This is a genomic window from Erwinia sp. S38 (genome assembly GCF_016624545.1).
Lineage (GTDB): Bacteria > Pseudomonadota > Gammaproteobacteria > Enterobacterales > Enterobacteriaceae > Erwinia > Erwinia coffeiphila.
The window spans coordinates 1-20,117 of sequence record NZ_JACVTS010000037.1; the positions used below are offsets into that span (position 1 = coordinate 1).

Genomic DNA, 20,117 nt, shown 5'->3' on the forward strand with positions numbered 1-20,117 from the left:
AACTCTCAACCTTTCAAGGCCATATGTCAGATCAAGTCGCGACTAATACACATAAGCAATACAGACAACTTCTCAATCATCTTTCTTTTCCGCTGCCACCTATCACACTAACCAAGATGATAGGTGGCAGAAACCAGCTATATCAACAATTAATCCAATAAAATCGGTTTACTCGTGGATTTTTACACCCAGACAACCGCGAACAAATGCAGGATTAAAATGTTTCACTGATTCGCCAACGTAGCCTAAATCGAGTGAATTTATTTGAGTCATTTCATCATCCGTCAGTGAGAAATCCCAGATAGCAATGTTCTCTTCAATACGCTTGATATTTGTGGATTTAGGAATGACTGTAACACCACGTTGTAAATTCCAGCGAAGGATAATCTGAGCAACGGATTTTTTATGGTTATCGGCAATCGCCTGAAGGACCTCATTTTCAAAAGGCTTATGTCTCCCGCCTCCTAATGGAGCCCAAGCTTCTGGCTGAACGTTGTAATACTTCATGGTTTCAATCGCGTCAGGTTGTGCGAAATAGGGATGTAACTCAACCTGATTCACCATCGGTTTAATTCTGACTGTTTCGCAGAAGTTCGCCAGGACATGAGCATAAAAGTTAGAAACTCCGATCGCTTTCAGTTTCCCTGCATCATAGGCATCTTCTAATGCTCGCCACGCGCTGAAATAATCACGCATTGCCTGATGGAGTAAATAGAGGTCAAAATATTCTAATCCTGATTTTTTTAAGGAGTTTTCAATGCCTTGCTTAGCCGAGTCAAAGTCGGCCATGTCCTGCACCCACAATTTTGAGGTGATAAATAATTCTTCACGAGTACACAAGCCAGAAGCGATGGCTTCACGGACAGCGTCACCAACGGCATCCTCATTTCCATAAACAGCGGCGGTGTCGATAAGACGATAGCCTGACCTTATCGCATTCAATACAGACTGCTTGCATTCTTCTTTGTCCGTCACTTGAAAAACGCCAAAACCAGCCATTGGCATCTTTATGTTGTTACTTAAGACTGTATATTCCACGATTGCAAATCTCCGCTTGGGCAAAGATATAATATTAGGGTATGGAGCTGGATATGATAAGTGGGTGATATTCGATTGCACTTATGAAACTTAATCATGAATGCTAAATGTCTGAAATTCACATGGAGTACTTTTTCATCAATCTTTTCAGAGGAATATGTGAACTCACAGGGAGATGACTGGTTGGCAATGCTCTTAGAAAAAAATTCATTAAAAATTAAATTAAGTTTAATGTTGAAGTTTTATGGGGCTGACTGCATCACTGAATGGCGCAAAGCTCTTCACCTGTCATTTTTATCAATGGCTGGTCAAGGATTATTTGAGGTTGCTCAAAATCAGTTGATATTTATCCTTGATTTATATTGCTGTATCTAACTGCTTCAACAAAGGCTAAAAAAGCTGGGGACATATTCCTTCTGTTTGGATAGTAAAGGTGAAATCCTTCGAATAGAGGACTCCAGTCCCCAAGAACCTCTATTAGATCACCATTATTAATATGATCTTTGACCATGGCCTCAGGAACATATGCTAAGCCAATTCCATCTAAAGCACCGTTCAGAACATGGACTATGCTGTTGGACAATAATGGACCATTAACTCTCACATTAATCTTTTTCTCCTCCTTTTCAAACTCCCATGCATAGATACTGCCAGCAGGAGAATGGCGGATATTAATGCAGCGATGAACTGATAAATCCTGAGGAACAGCAGGAAGTGGGTAAGACTTAAAGTAAGCTGGGGAACCCACAACGGAGAGTCGCCAATCCGGTCCCATGCGGACTGCGATCATATCTTTGCTGATGGATCCACCCAATCGTATACCCGCATCAAAGCGTTCTGTCACAATATTGGTGAAACTGTAATCGATACATATCTCAACACTGATGTCGGGATACTTTGCCAGAAAAGCCGGTAGCATAGGGCGTAACAACCCTTCAGCCGCATCATCAGAGCAGGTAATACGAATATTGCCGGCCGGTTTATCGCGTAACTCACTAATCTGGTTTACTTCACTGTTAATTTGGTCAAACTAAGGCGCAATGCTTTGCAGCAAACGCTCGCCTGCTTCGGTTGGCGCCACGTTGCGAGTAGTGCGTGCCAGCAACCTGACGCCGATACGCGCTTCAAGATTACGAACGGTATGGCTCAATGCTGAGGGGCTGACCCCGAGAGTTACTGCCGCTTTAGTAAAGCTCTGCGCTCGCGCAACCGCAATAAAAGCCTGTAAATCGTTCATGACCACACCTCATTACTGATTAATCCTCACAAGTTAGTAGAAATTACCCTGTATGTGGCGGGTATTCCAATTCATTCGGACAGCGCATTAAAAAAAAGCACACAAGGTTACAGATACTTATTCATCGTCAACCGTACTTAGGGGATTGTTATAGCGCATGAAAAGATTATTGAATTTTCCTCATAACCACATTTTGCCAGAGACTATTCATAAATCTTCTATTCTTTGTAAGGATTAAAAAATTTCCTTTCACCTGCCATTTCTGCGTGTAGCGCAAGACTGCTAAATGCCAATCAGTCCCGTGAGTGGTGGGTTTTTTTAGAGCAATGCATGACCTGTGGGAGCGTACAACGATGGAACTGCACATTAACAACCAGACCTACCAAATTGATGCGGATGCAGACACACCGCTCCTGTGGGTGATTCGTGATGATCTCGACATGACGGGCACCAAGTACGGCTGCGGCTTAGCACAGTGTGGTGCCTGTTCTGTGATGATTGACGGGCAGATTGTGCGCTCCTGTGTCACGCCAGTCGAAAAAGCCAGCGGCAAGCACATCACCACCATTGAAGCGATTGAAAGCAATGATCTGGGTAAACGTATGGTGGCGGCGTGGGTGAAACATCAGGTGCCACAATGTGGTTATTGTCAATCAGGACAAATCATGGCGGCCATGGCGCTGTTACAGCAATCTGCCCATCCTTCTGATGAACAGATTGCGGCGGCTATGGTCAACCTCTGTCGCTGTGGAACCTACAACGCCATCCGGTCGGCTATCAATGAAGTGGCGGGTGCGGGGGATCAGGCATGATGCGCCGTGCACGGGAGGAAATGGAAACGCTGAGTGAACAACCGGCTAATCTTTCACGCCGCCGTTTTCTGGTGGCTACCAGCAGCCTGGCGGGTGCCTTTGTGCTGGGCGTGGGATTACCGATTGGACAGAGTCGTGCGCAAACAGCGGTAAATGCACTGCCTGCCGGTACGCGTGTGCCTGCTTTTCTCGAGATTCGGCCAGACAGCTCAGTGCGTTTTTTATCCCCGTTTATTGAAGGGGGACAGGGCATTTTCACAGCGATGGCGCAGATTGTCGGTGAGGAATTAGATGCCGACCCGGCGACCTTTGTGGTCGAGAATGCGCCAGCAGGCTCCGATTATAAAGTGATGGACAGTGGGATACGTATTACCGGAGGAAGCCAGTCTGTCCGGTCTAGCTATACCACCATGCGGCGTCTTGGCGCGCTGGCTCGACAAATGTTGCTTCAGGCTGCTTCGGCGGAACTCTCCGTTCCGGTGGATCAACTTCATACCGAGCCGGGCCGCGTAATCCATGCGTCGTCCGGGCGTTCAGTCTCTTATGGCGACCTGGCTGCCCGTGCACGGGATGTGCCCGTTCCGCCTGTAGACACCATCAAACTTAAGGACCCCGCGCATTTTCGCTGGATTGGTAAACCGGTACAGCGTCTTGATATGCATGAGAAATCAACCGGGCAGGCCATCTACACCATTGACAGTCGAGTAGAGGGCATGCTGCATGCAGCCGTACAACATGCCCCGCGCCTTGGACTGAGTGCCGGTGAGATCCGCAATGAAGCGCAGGTCAAGGCGATGAAAGGCGTGCACTCTGTACATGTGCTGCCTGGCGCTGTCGCCGTGGTGGCTAAACGCTGGTGGCAGGCAAAACGCGCCGCAGAAACCTTGCAGGTGGTGTGGAACGAACCGGAAAAGCCAGACGGGAATTACATGCCAGCTGATTTTTCCTCTGATGCCTTTATTACAGCTTTGGCACAGCAGCCCGGCCAGGGTGAGGACGCGGAAGTGAAAGGGGATATCGCCCAGGGGATGTCTGCGGCGAAAACCACACTGAGCGCCACCTACCACAGCCAGTATCTCAATCATGCGCAACTTGAACCCCCTTCGGCGCTTGCGCGCTTTAATGCGGATGGCTCACTGGATCTCTGGCTCCCGAATCAGGCACCTGAGATGTTTCAGGCTGATGCTGCCAAACGTACCGGGCTTGATCCAGAAAAAATCAGGATCCATTCGCCCTTGCTGGGCGGTTTTTTTGGCCGCCATTTTGTCTATGACACGGCGATGGTGTATCCCCAGGCGATTGCGCTCGCCAAAGCCGTGGACCGGCCTGTCAAACTTATCTGGAGCCGTGAAGAAGAGTTTCTGCGCGATACCCACCGACCTGCGGCGGCGGTGCGATTTAAGGCGGGCCTCGATGCCGAGGGCTATCCCATCGCGCTGGAGGCGATCAGCATTTGTGAAGGGCCGACGGAAGGTATCGCAGGTCAACAAGGGGCGAAACTCGATCCCACCGCAGTAGAAGGCCTGGCGGGTAAGTCCTATGCCATTCCCAACGTGCGCATTGCGCAAATCTATAATAAGGGACCGGTTAAATTGGGCTACTGGCGTTCGGTGGGTAACTCGATGAATGATTTTCTCTACGAGTGTTTCCTCGATGAGATCGCAGAGAAGAGCAAGCTCGACCCGTTTGCGCTCCGACTGCGTTTGCTGGAGGGCAATCAACGGTTGACCACCTTGTTGAATGCGGTGGCTGAGCTATCCGGCGGCTGGCAGGCAGGTCCTTACACCGCATCCGACGGCAGCCGTCGTGCACGCGGTGTTGCCATGGCGTCTCCTTTTGGTACGGAAGCCGCGGCGATCGCGGAAGTGTCCATCGAAAACGGCCAGGTGGTTGTGCATCAGGTTTGGGAGGCAATCGATCCTGGCAGCATTGTGAACCCAGCGATTGTTGAAGCACAGGTCAACAGTGCGGTGGCGCTTGGACTGTCTCAGGTACTGCTTGAAGAGAGCGTCTATGAAAAAGGGCAGCCGGTGGCGCGTAACTACGACATGTATCCGATTTTACCTCCCTCACGTATGCCAAAGGTGCAGGTGCGGATCGTGGAAAGCGGCGCAAAAATGGGCGGCATTGGCGAACCGCCACTGCCCGCGGTGCCACCTGCTGTGGCTAATGCGGTTTCGCGACTCACTGGCGAACGCGTTCGCTCTATGCCTCTTTCACGTCTGAAATTTAGCTAAGCCTGCCACGGCTAAAGGGAATGAACCATGAAAATGAAACGGCTTAGCCTGGTGCTGGCAGGTCTGGTGTGCGTGGCCGCTGTGGTCACTGTATGGCTAACGCGCCCACCCGCTTCAACGTTTGATCATGACACTGCGGCAACGACACTGCCCTCCGCCGACCTGATTAAGCAGGGGGAGTATGTCGCTCGTCTGGGTGACTGTGTTGCCTGCCACAGCACGCCGGACAGTGCCCCTTTCAGTGGTGGTCTGGCGATGGCAACACCGGTAGGAAAAATCTTCACCACCAATATTACGCCGGATAAAGAGACCGGTATTGGCCGCTATACGCTGGCCGACTTTGATCGCGCCGTCCGTCACGGCGTCGCGCGGGATGGGCATCGTCTCTATCCCGCGATGCCTTTCCCGTCTTATCAGAAGTTTTCGGATGACGATATTGCCGCGCTGTATGCTTTCATGATGCAGGGTGTCAAACCTGTATCACGTCAGAACAGGGCGTCTGAAATCCCCTGGCCGCTGAATATGCGTTGGCCGCTGGCATTGTGGAGTGCGGCTTTCTCGCGTGGTGGCCCTTATCAGCCGCAAGAGAACCAGGATGCACACTGGAATCGGGGGGCTTACCTGGTTGAAGGCCCAGGCCATTGTGGTAGCTGCCATACGCCACGTGGTCTGGCTTTTAATGAGAAAGCGCTGGATGCCAGCAGTGATGATTACCTGGCCGGTGCATTACTGGACGGCTGGTACGCCCCCAGCTTGCGTAATGATGCCAATACCGGCATCAGCCGCTGGAGTGAACAGGATGTCGTCACATTCCTCAAGCAAGGCCGTAACCAGCATGCGGTGGTGTTTGGCTCGATGGCGGATGCGTTTAATAACTCCACCCAATTTATGAGCGATGACGATTTAAAGGCAATCGCCCACTACCTGAAAGCCCTGCCACCCGGAAGCAACAATGCCGGCAATCAGTGGCAGTATCCCGAGGCGGCTAAATCCGCTGTGAGTGACCACCCCGGCAGCCAGGTCTATATGGCTCGCTGCAGCAGTTGCCATGGTGCTGATGGCCGTGGGCAGGCACCGTGGATCCCGCCACTGGCGGGCGCTACGTCGATGCAGGTGGATCCGTCATCCTCAATCAACGTGGTGCTGAACGGCTCTGCGCGTATTGTGGCAAATGGCTTACCGGATGCCTATCGCATGCCGCCTTACCGTAAGCAGCTTACCGATCAGCAGGCCGCTGACGTGCTGAATTTCATCCGCTCGTCCTGGGGCAACCAGGGAACGAAAGTTGAAACCAAAGCGGTGACGGATATGCGAGAGAAGACCGATCCGGCGAGCAGTAGCGTCATTATTTTACAAATGCGTTGAGCAATGATGCGCTGCCATACTGTTGCTGCATTCAGCGTAATGCAGCTTCTTAACGCCCTAACCGGAGAAGTACATGCATCATCTTGATGTGCAGGTTTTGAACGCAACGCTGGCATGGGTTGAGGAGCAGCCAGTGTGGCTATGTACGGTCCTCAGTACTTTTGGATCGTCACCGAGACCGCCTGGCGCAATGATGGTGATCAGAGGTGATGGCCGCTATTGCGGATCATTGTCTGGCGGTTGTGTGGAAGAGAGCTTTATCGCCCGTATTGGCGACGATCTTTTTTCCTCGCCCAGTCAAATTGTGCGTTATGGTGACGGCGGCTTTGAACCGGACAGAGCGTTACCCTGCGGGGGGATCGTGGATATCCTGGTTGAAAAACTGCTACCGGGGAAAGAGACGCTCGACTACCTACGACAGATGTATTCAGCGCTGACGGGGCCGCATTCCGTGATTAAGACGCTGAAGTTGCCCGAACCGTGCCACTCGCTTCAACCCGGGACGTATCTGAGTCGGACGCATACGCAAGTGCAGGGGACGGAAGTCGTGCTGACACTGTGTGCCCCTCCCAGAGTGGTCATCGCTGGACTCTCCAGCGTGGCGCTTTACTGCGCTAATTTTGCACAAGCGCTGGGATTTGAAACACTGGTGTGTGAGCATCGAGAGGACGTCTTGCTGAACCTGGGGGATGAGCTTGAAGCATCTGTCACGTTAATCAGGCAGTTTCCCGCGACTTATCTTGAGCGCGAAGGTTGCCACTCAGGCACTGCTATTCTCTCCCTTACCCATGACCCGCGCATTGACGATCTCACGATGATGGAGGCAGTTAATTTGCCAGCTTTCTATATAGGGGCCATGGGGTCGCACAACAACAGCCTGCGGCGTAAAGAGCGGCTGGTCAGGATTGGCGAGCTTCATCCTGAGCAAATTGATCGCATACATGCACCGGTGGGTATGGATATTGGTAGCAAAACACCCGCTGAAATTGCGCTATCCATTCTGGCCGATATCGTACGTCATAAAAATGGCCTGGTGGACGCTCAGCAGCAGAGGGAAGGCGCAACGTGAACCTTATCATTCTGGTCATGGCGGCAGGCTACAGCAGTCGCTTCAGGCAGTCCGGCCAAGGGAATAAACTCGCTGCGATAATGCAGGGCAAGCCGGTGCTTCAACATACGCTGGATAACGTGCGTGCCACTGGTTTTGACTTCTGTGTGGTGGCTCGACCTGAGGACCTTGAACTGCATGGTTTCATGGCACAGGAACGCATCGTGACCTGCTCAAGTGAGGGACTGGGGGAATCTATTGCTGCTGGCGTTTCCGCTACAGCAGAATATGACGGTTGGCTGATAACCCTCGCGGATATGCCTTTTATCACGCCATCCAGCTATCAGAAAGTTGCGCATGCGCTGCGCAACTCACCCCTGGTGCGTGCACGAATAAAGGGTATGCAAGGCCATCCCGTCGGCTTTCAGCAATCCTTCTATCCGCAGCTTTGTGCATTAAAGGGTGACAGAGGGGCGAGGGAATTGCTGAATGCTGATGCTCTCACGGTAGTTGACTTATCAGACCGCGGCTGTATCACGGATATTGATACCGCTGAAGATCTGACGCGGTGTAATCAGGATCCTTACTTATAAGAATATGAGGCAGACCCGCTGCAAGGTCTTTTTGACAGTACAGCGGGTTAGTGTATTCGGGTAACGCTAAGCGGTCTGAGGTAATGCCTCCAAGAGTTTATCCAGCTTGACTGGATAGTCTCTGACTCTGACACCCGTCGCGTTGTAGATGGCATTCGCAATGGCCGCCCCGACACCGCATAATCCCAGTTCACCTACGCCTTTGGCTTTCATCGGCGAAGAAACCGGGTCGGTATCTTCAATAAATATGACTTCCTGTTCGGGAATATCAGCATGAACCGGCACTTCATACGCTGCCATATCGTGATTGACAAAGAATCCTAAGCGGGTATCCACCGCGAGTTCTTCCATCAGGGCGCCGCCTAATCCCATCGTCATCGCACCGATGACCTGACTTCGCGCGGTTTTCGGGTTGAGTATTCGACCAGCTGCACAGACAGCCAGCATGCGGCGTACCCGCACTTCACCGGTGTAGATATCCACCGCCACCTCGGCAAAATGCCCGGCAAAGGTGGATTGCTGATAGTGCTGATCGAGATCGCCAAACTCAATCGTATCTTCTGCCGTCAGTGTGCCTTTGGCCGCCGCCGCAGAGAGCGGGACGCTGTGGTTGCCTGAGCGAACCTGCCCTTCCACAAACTCAGCGTCATCAGGATTGATGCCCAGTGCTGCCGACACCTGCTCACGCAGCTTCACACAGGCGGCATAAACGCCGGCTGTTGAGGTATTCGCGCCCCACTGACCGCCCGATCCTGCAGATACCGGGAAATCTGAATCTCCCAGTTTCACCGTCACTTGTTCGACAGGCACGCCCATCATTTCTGCTGCCGTCTGGGCGATGATGGTATAACTGCCGGTACCGATGTCCGTCATGTCGGTTTCGACGGTGACGACGCCTTGTGCATCCAGATGCACCCGTGCACCGGAGGGGGCGAGAAGATTGTTGCGGAATCCAGCGGCCACGCCTAAGCCCACCATCCAGCGCCCGTCCCTTACATGCGCAGGTATCGAGTTGCGCTTTTGCCAGCCGAATTTATCTGCACCCGTGCGTAGACACTCAATCAGCTGGCGGCGTGAGAAGGGGCGTTGGGTATCGGCGGGATCAACCTGAGTATCATTTAGGATGCGGAATTGTACCGGATCGATACCCGCTTTCTCTGCAATCTCATCTATGGCAATTTCCAGCGCCATTAATCCCGGCGCTTCACCCGGTGCCCGCATCGCATTACCTTCCGGCAGATCAAGCGTTGCCAGACGCAGGCCCGTCAGACGGTGGGCTCCGGCATAGAGGAGTTCTGTCTGTTGTACGGCGGTCTCAGGCGTACCGTCCGGTAAGTTACCCGACCAGCTGATATGAGAAATGCCCGTGATATGCCCGGACTTGTCGGTACCAATGCGAATATGCTGGTTCGTCGCAGGTCGATGGGTGGTGTTATTAGGTATCATTGGCCGGGGCAGCATCACTTTCACTGCGCGTTTTACGACACGCGCACCTAAAGCAGCCAGCAGGGCATCACTGCGCAGAAACAACTTCCCGCCAAAACCACCGCCAATATAAGGCGACAGCACCCGCACTTTTTCCAGCGGCAGGTTCAGGGTCTTCGCGAGATCAGTTCGACACCAGTTAATCATCTGATTTGACGTCCAGACCGTTACCCTGTCCCTATCCCACAGGGCCATTGAAGCATGAGGTTCCATGGCCATATGGCTTTGATCCGGCGTGGTATAGGTCTCGTCCAGCACAAACGCTGCTTCGCTCAGGGCTCGTTCTGCATCGCCCACGGTTTTATCCGGGGTATCTTCCGGTGCAGAGGTGACGTAGGGTTTCGCATCCTCGAGGCTGTAAACGCCTTCTTCCTGCTCATAGCTGACCTCAACCAGCTGGGCCGCGGCACGTGCCTGTTCAAACGTTTCAGCGACAACTAGTGCCACAGCCTGATGGTAATGTTCGATATGATATTCAGCCAGCAACGTTGCCGTGTTCATCTCCCCCTTACCGAGTTTTCCCGCGTTTTTAGCGGTGATAACGCCTAGTACGCCCGGTGCGCGTTCAGCGGCTTCGGTAATGAGTGAAGTGATTTTTCCTTTGGCAATCGGGCTCCCCACCACATATCCATACGCGACATCGGGCGCTTCATCATGCCATTCATACGCGTAAGGCGCGCTACCGGTGGTTTTGAGCGGACCATCAATGCGATCAAAGGGACGTCCCACGTATCTGAGCTGGTCGATAGGATTGGTGCCGGCAGGTTTCTCAAATTTCATGGCTTTGCCCTCGCTTCTGCCAGTACCGAAGCCAGGGTGCGCTTCGCCAGTACCAGCTTAAATTGGTTATCTGCCATAGGTTGCGCATCCTCAAACAACTTATCAAAAACCGGCTGAGTACCATTAGGCAGTTCGCTGTCTGCCGATGTCCGCCGCCAGGGCTGGTGTGCCACACCGCCCACGGCGATCCTTCCTGAGTTATCGCGGTGTACGATAGCCGCAATGGAAACCAGCGCAAAAGCATAAGAAGCGCGGTCGCGCACCTTACGGTAGATGTGCGTGCCTCCCACCGGCGGCGGCAGTACCACTGCGGTAATCAATTCGCCAGCGTTAAGCACCGTTTCAAGATGAGGCGTCTGACCCGGAGCGAGGTAGAATTCATCGATTGGAATAGCGCGCTCGCTGCCATTTGGGCTGACAGTTTCGATGGTTGCATCCAGCAGTCGCATTGCTACGGCCATGTCGCTGGGATGGGTCGCAATACAATCGTTACTGACACCCACCACGGCATGATGACGACTGTACCCCCCGATCGCCGCACAGCCGCTGCCGGGCTGACGTTTATTGCAGGCCTGATTGGTGTCATAGAAGTACGGGCAGCGCGTGCGTTGGAGCAGATTTCCTGCGGTCGTGGCCTGATTACGTAACTGACCGGACGCCCCCGCAAGCAACGCGCGTGAGAGAACCGCGTAGTCCCTGCGCACCCGCATGTCTGCGGCAAGATCGGTGTTACGCACCATCGCACCGATACGCAGTCCACCTTCCTGGGTTGGCTCAACCTTATCCAGCGCTAAACCGTTCACATCAATAAGATGAGCGGGGGTTTCTATCTCCAGCTTCATTAAATCCAGCAGATTGGTGCCGCCAGCAATAAACTTTGCGCCGGGATTTTTTTGTGCGCGGGTGGCGGCTTCTCGAGGAGAGGTGACTTTTTCATAGCTGAAGGCTTTCATGATGTCTGGCCCTCCGCATAGTCTTCAATGGCGGCGAGGATATTAGCGTAGGCCCCGCAGCGGCAGATATTCCCGCTCATGCGCTCGCGAATTTCATCTGCATGCCGTGTTGGCTGCTCCAGCAGATCTGAGGAAACGTGGCTGGGGATCCCGTCTGCAATCTCTTTAAGTACTGCCACGGAAGAGCATATCTGTCCCGGCGTGCAGTAACCGCATTGATAGCCATCATGTTTGATGTATGCAGCCTGTAGCGGGTGCAGGTTGTCAGGCGTTCCCAATCCTTCAATGGTGGTGATCTCTGCATGCTGCTGCATCACCGCCAGTGTAAGGCATGAATTAATGCGTCGCCCATCTACGATAACGGTACAGGCACCGCACTGGCCATGATCGCAGCCCTTTTTGGTCCCGGTGAGATGCAGGTGTTCGCGCAGAGCATCCAGCAGAGTAGTGCGGGTATCCAGATGCAGTGACCGCTCCTTACCGTTCACATTTAAGGTCACCGACATCATGGCGGGTGGTGGTGGTGTGGTCGCTAATCCATGCTTACCCAACGCGGCAACGGATGAATCACTGGTCGCGGTTGCAGTGCTGGCTTTATCGTTATCCTGCTGGTGGTTAACATTGTGTGGGGTGCTCATACCCGGCCTCCAGTAAAAAAAGTAGGGTGCCTAAGGCACCTCTGTTTATAAGGTTTTTTGGAGTTCTAAGCATAGACGTCAATTTGGCATTGCGGGCTGGCCGGGTGTTGGTGCAACACCGATTTCAAATCTTCCTCAGGCTATGTACTGAGGAAGGTTGCAATAGACTAAAGGGAGGCTTCCGGACTGCGTCCAGAAGTCCGGCTATATTCCTGTTTTGAATTCTCTTCAGAGAATTCTCCACACCATCGTGAAACGACCACCGTGGCTACGCTGTTGCCAATAGTATTGCAGGTGGCGACAGCCATCGACATAAAGCGATAAACGCCAAAGATCAGCGCCAGACCCTCAACCGGTAAATGGCCCACAGTTGCTACTGTCGCGGCAAACACCACGAAAGTCCCGCCAGAGACTGCGGCGGCCCCTTTCGAGGTTACTAACATTACGGCCAGAATCCCTAATTGTTGCTGCCAGTTCAGGTCGATGCCATAGGCATTAGCAATAAACAGCGTACACATCGACATGTAAATACTGGTGCCGTCCAGGTTAAAAGCGTAGCCAGTCGGCAGGATTAAGCCAACACTCTGACGCGAGCAGCCATATCGCTCCAGCTTATGCAGCAAGCGTGGCAGGGCGCTTTCTGAGGATGCGGTGCCCAGCACGATGAAAATTTCATCTTTGATGTATTTGAGAAAACGCATCAGACTGAAGCCAGAGATACGGCACATTGTTCCCAGCACGACAACGATAAAGAAAGCAACGGCGACATAGAACATCAACACCAGATTTAGTAGCGACAGCAACACCGCGCTGCCGTTGCTACCAACAGCGTAGGCCACAGACCCGAAGGCACCGAGTGGTGCCAGGCGCATGATCAGGTTGATAAATTCAAAGAAGCATTCGGAAACACGATTCATGCCATTCTCGATCACGTTGCGTTTTTCGTGGTTCAGCGCCAGCAAGGCAAAACCAAAGATGATGGAGATCACCAGCACCTGCAATAACTGGCCGCTGGCAAAGGCGCCAATGAAGTTGTCAGGGAAAATGGCGTAGATGAACTCCATGGTGCTGGATGGCGCGTGGCCTTTTGCCAGCGTGGCGTTGACAGCAGAGGTGGCAGCCGCACTCACACTGCTGCCCATTCCCGCGCCGATATTCACCAGATTGGCCCAGCCAAGCCCTAACGCCAGTGCCAGCGTGGAGATTACTTCGAAATAAATCAGCGCGCGTACGCCAATTTTGCCTACTTTTTTAATATCGCCTGCCGAAGCAATGCCGTGTACCACAGTGAAAAAGATCAGCGGTGCTACGGCAGTTTTAATCAGTTTCAGGAAGATATCGCCGAGGATTTTGAATTTCACCGCGAACTCGGGTAGGGCGAAGCCCAGCATAATTCCCAAAACCATGGCGGCGAGCACCTGAAACGTCAACCCTTTCCAGAACGGTTTTACTGTAGACATGGCATAGTTCTCTTATTGGCAGGTAGGGTACAGGGCAGTGCACTGCCCTTATCGATTTTTTAGTGGTTAATTTTGGAGGAAGCCAGCAGGGCACGATCAACCATCACTGGCGCCAGTCCGGTGTAGTTGCCCGGTTCAGTCAGGGCCTGTAATTCCGTTCTGCTGAGCCTGGCGGTGACAGTCTCATTACCCAACAACGCATCCAGTAATGAGATATTTTGGGTATTGGCGATGCGGCAGGCGTCATACACCACATCATGTGCGGTCTGCCGTCCTAACTGAGGTGCCAGTCCCATCATCACTGCTTCAGCAACGATCAGACCGCGTGTCATGTCGAGGTTTTTGCGCATGTTGTCGGGTTTCACTTCCAGGCCGTTCAACATATACACCGCCTGCTCAAGCGCAGCGCTGCTTAGCATGAACGATTCAGGGATTGCGACCCATTCCGCCTGCCATGGCCCGGTAGAACGTTCGAAATCCTGCACCATGGCGTCCAGCATCAAGCCGGCGTGCTGGCGGACGCCTTTCGCTGCGGCATAGATAATTTCGCAGGAGATCGGATTGCGCTTCTGTGGCATGGTGCTGCTGGCACCACGACCTTTAACAAAGGGTTCATAGGCTTCGCCCAATTCGCTGGTCATCATCATCATGATATCCAAAGCTACTTTTCCGAGTGAACCGGTTACCAGACCGAGGAAATTGAGGGTTTCAGCGAAGCCATCGCGAGCAACGTGCCACGTGGAATGCGGTACGCCTAAATCGAGTTCTTCCATCATGGCTTGCTGCACCTCAAGCCCATTATCGCCCAGTGATGCAAGGGTTCCGGCAGCTCCTGCGAACTGGCCCACTTCAACGCGTGGACGCAATTGCACCAGGCGCTCGGCGTGGCGATCAAACATACTTAGCCAGACCGCACATTTATAGCCAAAGGTGATGGGTAGGGCGTGTTGCAGATGAGTACGTCCAGCCATCGGTGTGTCGCGATGTGCTTTCGCCAGTCTGGTCAGTGCCGTTCTCACCTGCTGAAGATCGCTGGCCACTATGTCCAGTGCAGCGCGGATCTGTAACACCACAGCCGTATCCATGATGTCCTGAGTGGTGGCTCCCCAGTGTACATAACGCCCGGCTTCGCCACAGATTTTGGAGAGTTGCTCAACCAGCGGCAGGATGGGATAACCGACGATTTCTGTCTGGTGCTGCATCTCATTGAGATCCAGCGCTTCATAGCGTGATTTTTCGGCGATATCGACTGCCGCGCTGGTTGGAATAACCCCGCAGCGCGCTTCGGCTTTGGCTAAAGCAATTTCAGTCTCTATATAGCGTTCAATCAATGCCTTATCAGAGAAGACTGCACGCATTTTTTCTGTGGCAAACATATTCCTGAACAGCATTGAATCGTATACGGTGCTAGACATAAAAACTCCTGACTGATATGTACGTACATTTAAATATGTACGTACATAATTAGGATGACACAGGAGCACAGTCAATTTGATCCTTAAACGGAATGTGAGAAACATGATCTCGGTTAGATATTTAATGGTTGCCAGAAAGCTTTCAGACGCGATCAACGGCGGTGAGTATCCCGTTGGCACGCTGTTACCAACAGAACACGAGTTATCCGAGATGTTTCAGGTCAGTCGTAGCACAATCAGGGCGGCGATTGCTTGTTTACAAGATCAAGGTCTGGTTTCGCGCAAGAAACGCGTGGGTACACGCGTGGAAGCGGCAACACGTCAGAAAGGTTACTCACAGACCTTAGGCACGATTGCTGACCTGGTACACCTGGCAAAAACGCAAACCCGTGAAGTGAAAGAGGTCGAATCTTTTGTTGCAGATAAAGCGCAGGCTGAACGGCTGGGATTTGAGCCAGGAGGTAAGTATGTGCGTATATCAAGTATTAGAACCGACAGTGACCATCCAGGCCAGCCTGTATGCTGGACTGACGTCTATATGGCAGACCCTTTTGCCTCGGTGGTTCCCTTAGCGAAAGAGCGTAAAGGTGAATTGATCGCCGCCATTATCGAAGCGGAATTTGGTTTGGTTATCACCACCATTGAACAGCGCGTTGAGGCGGTATCTATCACCGAAGAACGGGCAAAAGCGCTGAATACCCCGGCAGGTGAGCCCGCACTGGAAATCACGCGTATCTATCGCGATCAGGATGCCCAGTTGATGGCAATGTCAGTGACAGTTCATCCGCGCGAGCGGTTCACGCTGGTAATGAAAATTGAACGTGATCGGGTTTAAAGACAATTTGTAAAGCCGAAAGCGAGGTTCTTTTCTGCTGGTCGGGAGATTTGCAATCACGTCAGTCCTTCAGTAAGAGGCCGATAAAGCAGCAGTGTAGGCATCAGCAATTTTTGGGCGCGCAATGCGTAGAATTAAGTCATAGAACAAGTTGGCAACCAGGTGGCTCGCCTCGCAGATGGGGCTGATTATGCAACCTGATCAGCTATCTGGTTGATGTGTTCAACGCGTCCATTGCCTAGGCTGCTGTTGATATAGCTTCGTTCAATGCTCATGTTACGCAGTGCACGGCTAAACCGCGTGTTTTAACTTTGGAATGTGAGAGTTTTCTCATGTCAATAAACTGGTTCAATAAAAAATCTGTGAACTGTTACTAACGTGTTTAGTATTGTGGATAAAAAATCCAAAATTATCATTTATTATCAAGTGGTTAGGTTTGGGTTGGTGGTTTTTAGCAAAATCCAAAGTTGTGTTATGAAGTGCGAAAGCTTCGGTAGAAGAGGAGAATATAGATTTTGAGCATGATACGGAAAAAAGAGACTTTGTGAAAAAATTATAATAAGCAGGCTAATCATTATACGGAATTGCCATGCTATCTCTCTTTTTACTCATCAGCCGCGAATGCGCTGCATTCTTAGTTGCAGCATTATTCATAGGTTTTGCAATGTCCGCGGTATACATAGACGTTAACTGGATGCACAACTCGTTGCATGAAAACTCGTTCACAGAACTTCTTCAGGAAGTGATACTGGCAATTACAACAGGACTTTTCTTTTGGTCATCGGTGAGGCGCCCTGATCAACGTGGGGGCCTTATCCTCATAGGTGGGTTTTACTTGTGTATGCTGATTCGCGAACTGGATGATATATTCGATACGATCAGGCATGGAAGCTGGCTGTGGTTTGCTCTCGCAACAACGGCTATTTGTGTATTTCTTTCATTCCGAACTTTAAGAAGTATGATAACAGGTCTTACTGCGTTTTTTCAGCACCGCACATGGCTCATGACTGCGACTGGTTTGATCATAGTATTAGTTTTTTCTCGGTTAATTGGAATGCACCAGCTATGGGAACACCTGATGCTTGATGGTTACAACCGGGTCGTTAAAAACATGGCAGAGGAAGCATCAGAATTAATGGGTTACAGCGTCTGCTTTCTTTCGACGGTGCTTTTTCTGAAAGAGACACGAGAAAAAGTCTAGTCCTGAAATAAATACGCATTCCAAAATGCAATTATTCCAGTAGCAAAAATACATGGCGTAGGCAGACATAATCTACGCCATCCAAAATCTGCTTGAAGGCGAAAATGTGTAATAACCAATGATTAATCCGGATAAAAATTAAAAGGCGCTAAACGTACATTATGTTAAATAAATGGCGCCTACAATGCTATGGCATCACATTATACTTTATATTTCTCAATGAAATTCGATATGCACAGCCAAAGTATCGAGATCAGTAATTAAACCCACCATCATTTTATATTAATGTTGGAAGCGTAAATCTGGTGATTATTTCGATAGGAAGGAAGGTATGAATTCCAAAATCATTTCCTTCTTTGATGTTTTGAAGTTTCTCAGCGGTTTTTATTAAGAGTTGCGACATGTCCTGAGAAATTATGTAATCAATCTTCTCGTTAATAATTAACTTTTCGGTTACTTCATTTACCTCGTGTGTGATAAGAATTGGACGTACTTCACTTTCAATCTCATCCAGAGCTGCAACAAGACCTGCGTTTCCACCAGCAACATTATAGATTGCGCGAATGTTTTTAACATTATTTAAAAGTTGAATTGCGGCATCATAGGTTTGTTGAGTATTGTCATTGCCTGAAATAACCTCAGATACGCTCACCGCCGGGAAGGTTTTACGAATTTGTGCTCTGAATCCTATTTCTCTGTCATCATGGCAACTATAAGACAATGTACCCACGATGACAGCAACACTTGCATCAGTACAATATTGCAGATGCTTACCAAGAATAAATCCTGCGGCCTGCCCTGCAGCTCGGTTATTTATGCCAACATACGCATCTCTGGCATCGGGTTCAATATCACTTACCAATGCGATAATATGCTTACCTTTCAATTTTAATTTGTGCACTGCAGAATTAATAGCGGGAGTATTTTTAGCTACAATGGCAATACCGTCAGCATGCTCAGCTTGTTTATGCAGCAGTCTGATGACTTCATCGTCATTCATATCTGAGCTACAGCAAACATTAAGGGTGATACCTTTAGTTTTTAAACTCGCCTTAATTCGCTCTGCGGCCGATTTCAAAGAAGCGTTGTACTCATCTCCGGCCTGAACCACAACAGAAAATACACTTGAAGTTCGCATTTTAGGGGCATGAACCAAGCCGGCAGCCTCTACAAGCAGTGCAGAGTATGCATGTTGTACAGTTTCAATGGTTTTGGGATTTACTCCAGGGCGATTATTCAATACGCGATCTATAGTCGCTCTGCTGAGATGAGTTGCATCAACAAGCTCTTTCATAGTGGGTTTGCGATTCATTAATATTTGCCTGTAATAACTTGTTCATTTATCGGATGTTAACTCATTTTACAACTCAAGTCCCCGGACAATCAGGTTGAAGCATAATGCCTCTGGTTACATACCATGACTTATGATGAGAGTTTTTTGAGTCATTATATACCACCATAATTTCTTAGTATCCCATCGGCTTCACCATGCAAAGTTTAAATTTAGACTATCATATTGAAATTATTGTAAAAATTTAGATAACTTTTTCATTTCAGTTATGTGAGATGGATCATAATATGAGGCTAAAAGGATCAATTTGTATTGTAATATGACTCAGTAATGATTATTAATACATCATTGGTGTGCTGGCGAGCACAGGCAACCAGTCATTACCCATCGGAGGGCAGCCTATTCGGCTTATAAAGCTTTCTTGGGGGAACGGGTAGCCGGAGGATTGATTGATAAAGAAGGTTTTTTCAGCAAATGTCTAAAAGAAACATGCTTACCGATCTTGCCCGTGTATCTGATGTCAGTGTGAGCACAGTTGATAGAGTATTGAAAAGCCGGGCAAGAGTATCAGAATCGAAAATGAGGCGTATTTTAAGTAACGCCAGGAAGCTTGGGTACACTCAGTTTGATAATGTGCATACCCACGACCATCTACGGGTTGCGGTCCTTATAGATGAATCAACGCGATTCCCGGCATATCATATTGCTGATGGTTTTAATAATGCCAACCCTTTCACTGCAAGCAGGGAGATTTGCTTTACGGTGTATTGCTGCGGTAAGGAGTCTATCAAGCAGCACCTGACTGATATGATTCTCGGAACCGTTATGTATAATGCTGTTATAATAATTTCCGCGCAAGACATTGAGATATGTTCGAAGCTTGGTCAAGTATCCAAAAAGGTGCCCGTACTGACTATGTTTTCTGACCTGCCCTCTAGTCACAGGCAAGCCTACCTTGGCGTAGACAATAGGGCTCTTGGCTGGGCGTTGGGCGAAAAGTTAAAAGGAGATCTTTCGCTCTGTTCACCTGAAATCTATATTGTGCCGGGACAGATTAATCTTATTTCGGATGAACAACAGGAAATGGGATTCAGGTCTTTCGTCAGAAAACATCTCAACGGATATTACATAAGAGACATGGACAATAAGGACTTAAATCAGATTTTAAAGGATGAAGGCAATAGCCAATTTTTAGGAGCGATACGAGATAACGTTAAAATTATTTTTGTGACAGGGTGTTACCTTTTTTCTTTGATTAAATCATCACAGAATCATACCCCTGATGAAGAACTATCTTCAGGAACGCACTTCGCAGAAAATATATTTAATACAAATAGATATCATGCTTCCTTCAGCAATACACTTAATGAAATTATTGAGCGTGCGATGGTGCTTATTACTTTTATGGATGTGGGTCCGCGAATTCAGTACAGTGAGTATAACTACTTACCTTTTAATCTCGAAAAACTTGCTATTCATCCTGCATCTTACATTACTTAACTATCATTAAAAGACTTCTGAATCAATAAAGCGCGTGTGAAATACAGGAATAAAAACCGCCATCACCTCTGAGTTAACTTCGCTTTACCCTTTTTGATTTTACTGTCGAAATTTATGTAGTCTTCTGTGAATGTCTTATTTCTAGTAGATATATTCATCGTCTTTGGTTTTGACTATTAGCATTAAATTCAACCTTCAAATAGATTATAGTGACTTGGTAAGACTTAAG

15 protein-coding genes and 1 pseudogene are annotated in these 20,117 nt (G+C 49.9%); 8 read left to right on the plus strand and 8 right to left on the minus strand.

Going from position 1 to position 20,117, the window contains the following annotated elements; all coding sequences use genetic code 11:
* Positions 1-168: 168 nt before the first annotated feature.
* Together IBT46_RS25670 and IBT46_RS25675 are read right to left on the minus strand one after the other, a co-directional pair.
* Positions 169-1,038, minus strand: a complete 870-nt coding sequence (locus tag IBT46_RS25670) for an aldo/keto reductase (protein ID WP_200539146.1) — start codon at positions 1,036-1,038, stop codon at positions 169-171.
* A gap of 346 nt (positions 1,039-1,384) precedes the next feature.
* Positions 1,385-2,275, minus strand: a pseudogene (locus IBT46_RS25675) (LysR family transcriptional regulator).
* A 353-nt stretch (positions 2,276-2,628) separates the two neighbouring features.
* Between IBT46_RS25675 and IBT46_RS25680 the strand changes: the two are divergent.
* The 5 genes from IBT46_RS25680 to IBT46_RS25700 all read left to right on the plus strand — a co-directional run bounded on the left by IBT46_RS25680 (position 2,629) and on the right by IBT46_RS25700 (position 8,330).
* Positions 2,629-3,087, plus strand: coding sequence for a (2Fe-2S)-binding protein (locus IBT46_RS25680; protein ID WP_200539147.1), 459 nt, complete (start codon positions 2,629-2,631; stop codon positions 3,085-3,087).
* Positions 3,084-5,324, plus strand: coding sequence for a xanthine dehydrogenase family protein molybdopterin-binding subunit (locus IBT46_RS25685; protein WP_234465546.1), 2,241 nt, complete (start codon positions 3,084-3,086; stop codon positions 5,322-5,324). Before IBT46_RS25680 ends, IBT46_RS25685 begins: the two co-directional genes overlap by 4 nt.
* A gap of 27 nt (positions 5,325-5,351) precedes the next feature.
* A complete protein-coding gene (locus tag IBT46_RS25690; protein WP_200539148.1) occupies positions 5,352-6,689 on the plus strand; it encodes a cytochrome c in 1,338 nt (445 codons plus the stop codon).
* Between the two features lie 73 nt (positions 6,690-6,762).
* Entirely contained in the window at positions 6,763-7,758 is a 996-nt protein-coding gene (locus tag IBT46_RS25695; protein WP_200539149.1) for an XdhC family protein, read from the plus strand.
* Positions 7,755-8,330 carry a nucleotidyltransferase family protein gene (locus IBT46_RS25700; RefSeq protein WP_353621450.1) on the plus strand — a complete coding sequence of 192 codons (576 nt, stop codon included), beginning with the start codon at positions 7,755-7,757 and terminating at the stop codon, positions 8,328-8,330. The genes IBT46_RS25695 and IBT46_RS25700 overlap by 4 nt, the downstream gene beginning before the upstream one ends.
* A 66-nt stretch (positions 8,331-8,396) precedes the next feature.
* Here IBT46_RS25700 and paoC read toward each other — a convergent pair whose 3' ends face one another.
* The 5 genes from paoC to IBT46_RS25725 form a co-directional block, all read right to left on the minus strand.
* Positions 8,397-10,595: an aldehyde oxidoreductase molybdenum-binding subunit PaoC gene (gene paoC / locus IBT46_RS25705; RefSeq protein ID WP_200539150.1), complete on the minus strand. Its 2,199-nt coding sequence runs from the start codon at positions 10,593-10,595 to the stop codon at positions 8,397-8,399.
* Positions 10,592-11,548, minus strand: coding sequence for a xanthine dehydrogenase family protein subunit M (locus tag IBT46_RS25710; protein ID WP_200539151.1), 957 nt, complete (start codon positions 11,546-11,548; stop codon positions 10,592-10,594). The genes paoC and IBT46_RS25710 overlap by 4 nt, the downstream gene beginning before the upstream one ends.
* Entirely contained in the window at positions 11,545-12,186 is a 642-nt protein-coding gene (gene paoA / locus IBT46_RS25715) for an aldehyde dehydrogenase iron-sulfur subunit PaoA (protein WP_200539152.1), read from the minus strand. The genes IBT46_RS25710 and paoA overlap by 4 nt, the downstream gene beginning before the upstream one ends.
* A 167-nt stretch (positions 12,187-12,353) precedes the next feature.
* On the minus strand, positions 12,354-13,646 hold the full coding sequence (gene dctA / locus IBT46_RS25720; RefSeq protein ID WP_200539153.1) for a C4-dicarboxylate transporter DctA: 1,293 nt from the start codon (positions 13,644-13,646) through the stop codon (positions 12,354-12,356).
* A 59-nt stretch (positions 13,647-13,705) separates the two neighbouring features.
* Positions 13,706-15,061: an adenylosuccinate lyase family protein gene (locus IBT46_RS25725; protein ID WP_200539154.1), complete on the minus strand. Its 1,356-nt coding sequence runs from the start codon at positions 15,059-15,061 to the stop codon at positions 13,706-13,708.
* Positions 15,062-15,164: 103 nt separating this feature from the next.
* Here IBT46_RS25725 and IBT46_RS25730 point away from each other — a divergent pair, with 103 nt between their 5' ends.
* Both IBT46_RS25730 and IBT46_RS25735 read left to right on the plus strand, forming a co-directional pair.
* Positions 15,165-15,896: a GntR family transcriptional regulator gene (locus IBT46_RS25730; RefSeq protein WP_200539155.1), complete on the plus strand. Its 732-nt coding sequence runs from the start codon at positions 15,165-15,167 to the stop codon at positions 15,894-15,896.
* A 589-nt stretch (positions 15,897-16,485) separates the two neighbouring features.
* Positions 16,486-17,097: a hypothetical protein gene (locus IBT46_RS25735; protein ID WP_200539156.1), complete on the plus strand. Its 612-nt coding sequence runs from the start codon at positions 16,486-16,488 to the stop codon at positions 17,095-17,097.
* Positions 17,098-17,374: 277 nt separating this feature from the next.
* Here IBT46_RS25735 and IBT46_RS25740 read toward each other — a convergent pair whose 3' ends face one another.
* Positions 17,375-18,409 (minus strand): substrate-binding domain-containing protein, encoded by a 1,035-nt coding sequence (locus IBT46_RS25740; RefSeq protein ID WP_200547971.1) that lies wholly within the window; start codon positions 18,407-18,409, stop codon positions 17,375-17,377.
* 453 nt (positions 18,410-18,862) lie between these two features.
* Between IBT46_RS25740 and IBT46_RS25745 the strand changes: the two genes are divergently transcribed.
* The gene (locus IBT46_RS25745; protein ID WP_200547972.1) at positions 18,863-19,888 is read left to right on the plus strand and encodes a LacI family DNA-binding transcriptional regulator; all 1,026 of its coding nucleotides are present in this window, start codon (positions 18,863-18,865) and stop codon (positions 19,886-19,888) included.
* Positions 19,889-20,117: the final 229 nt, after the last annotated feature.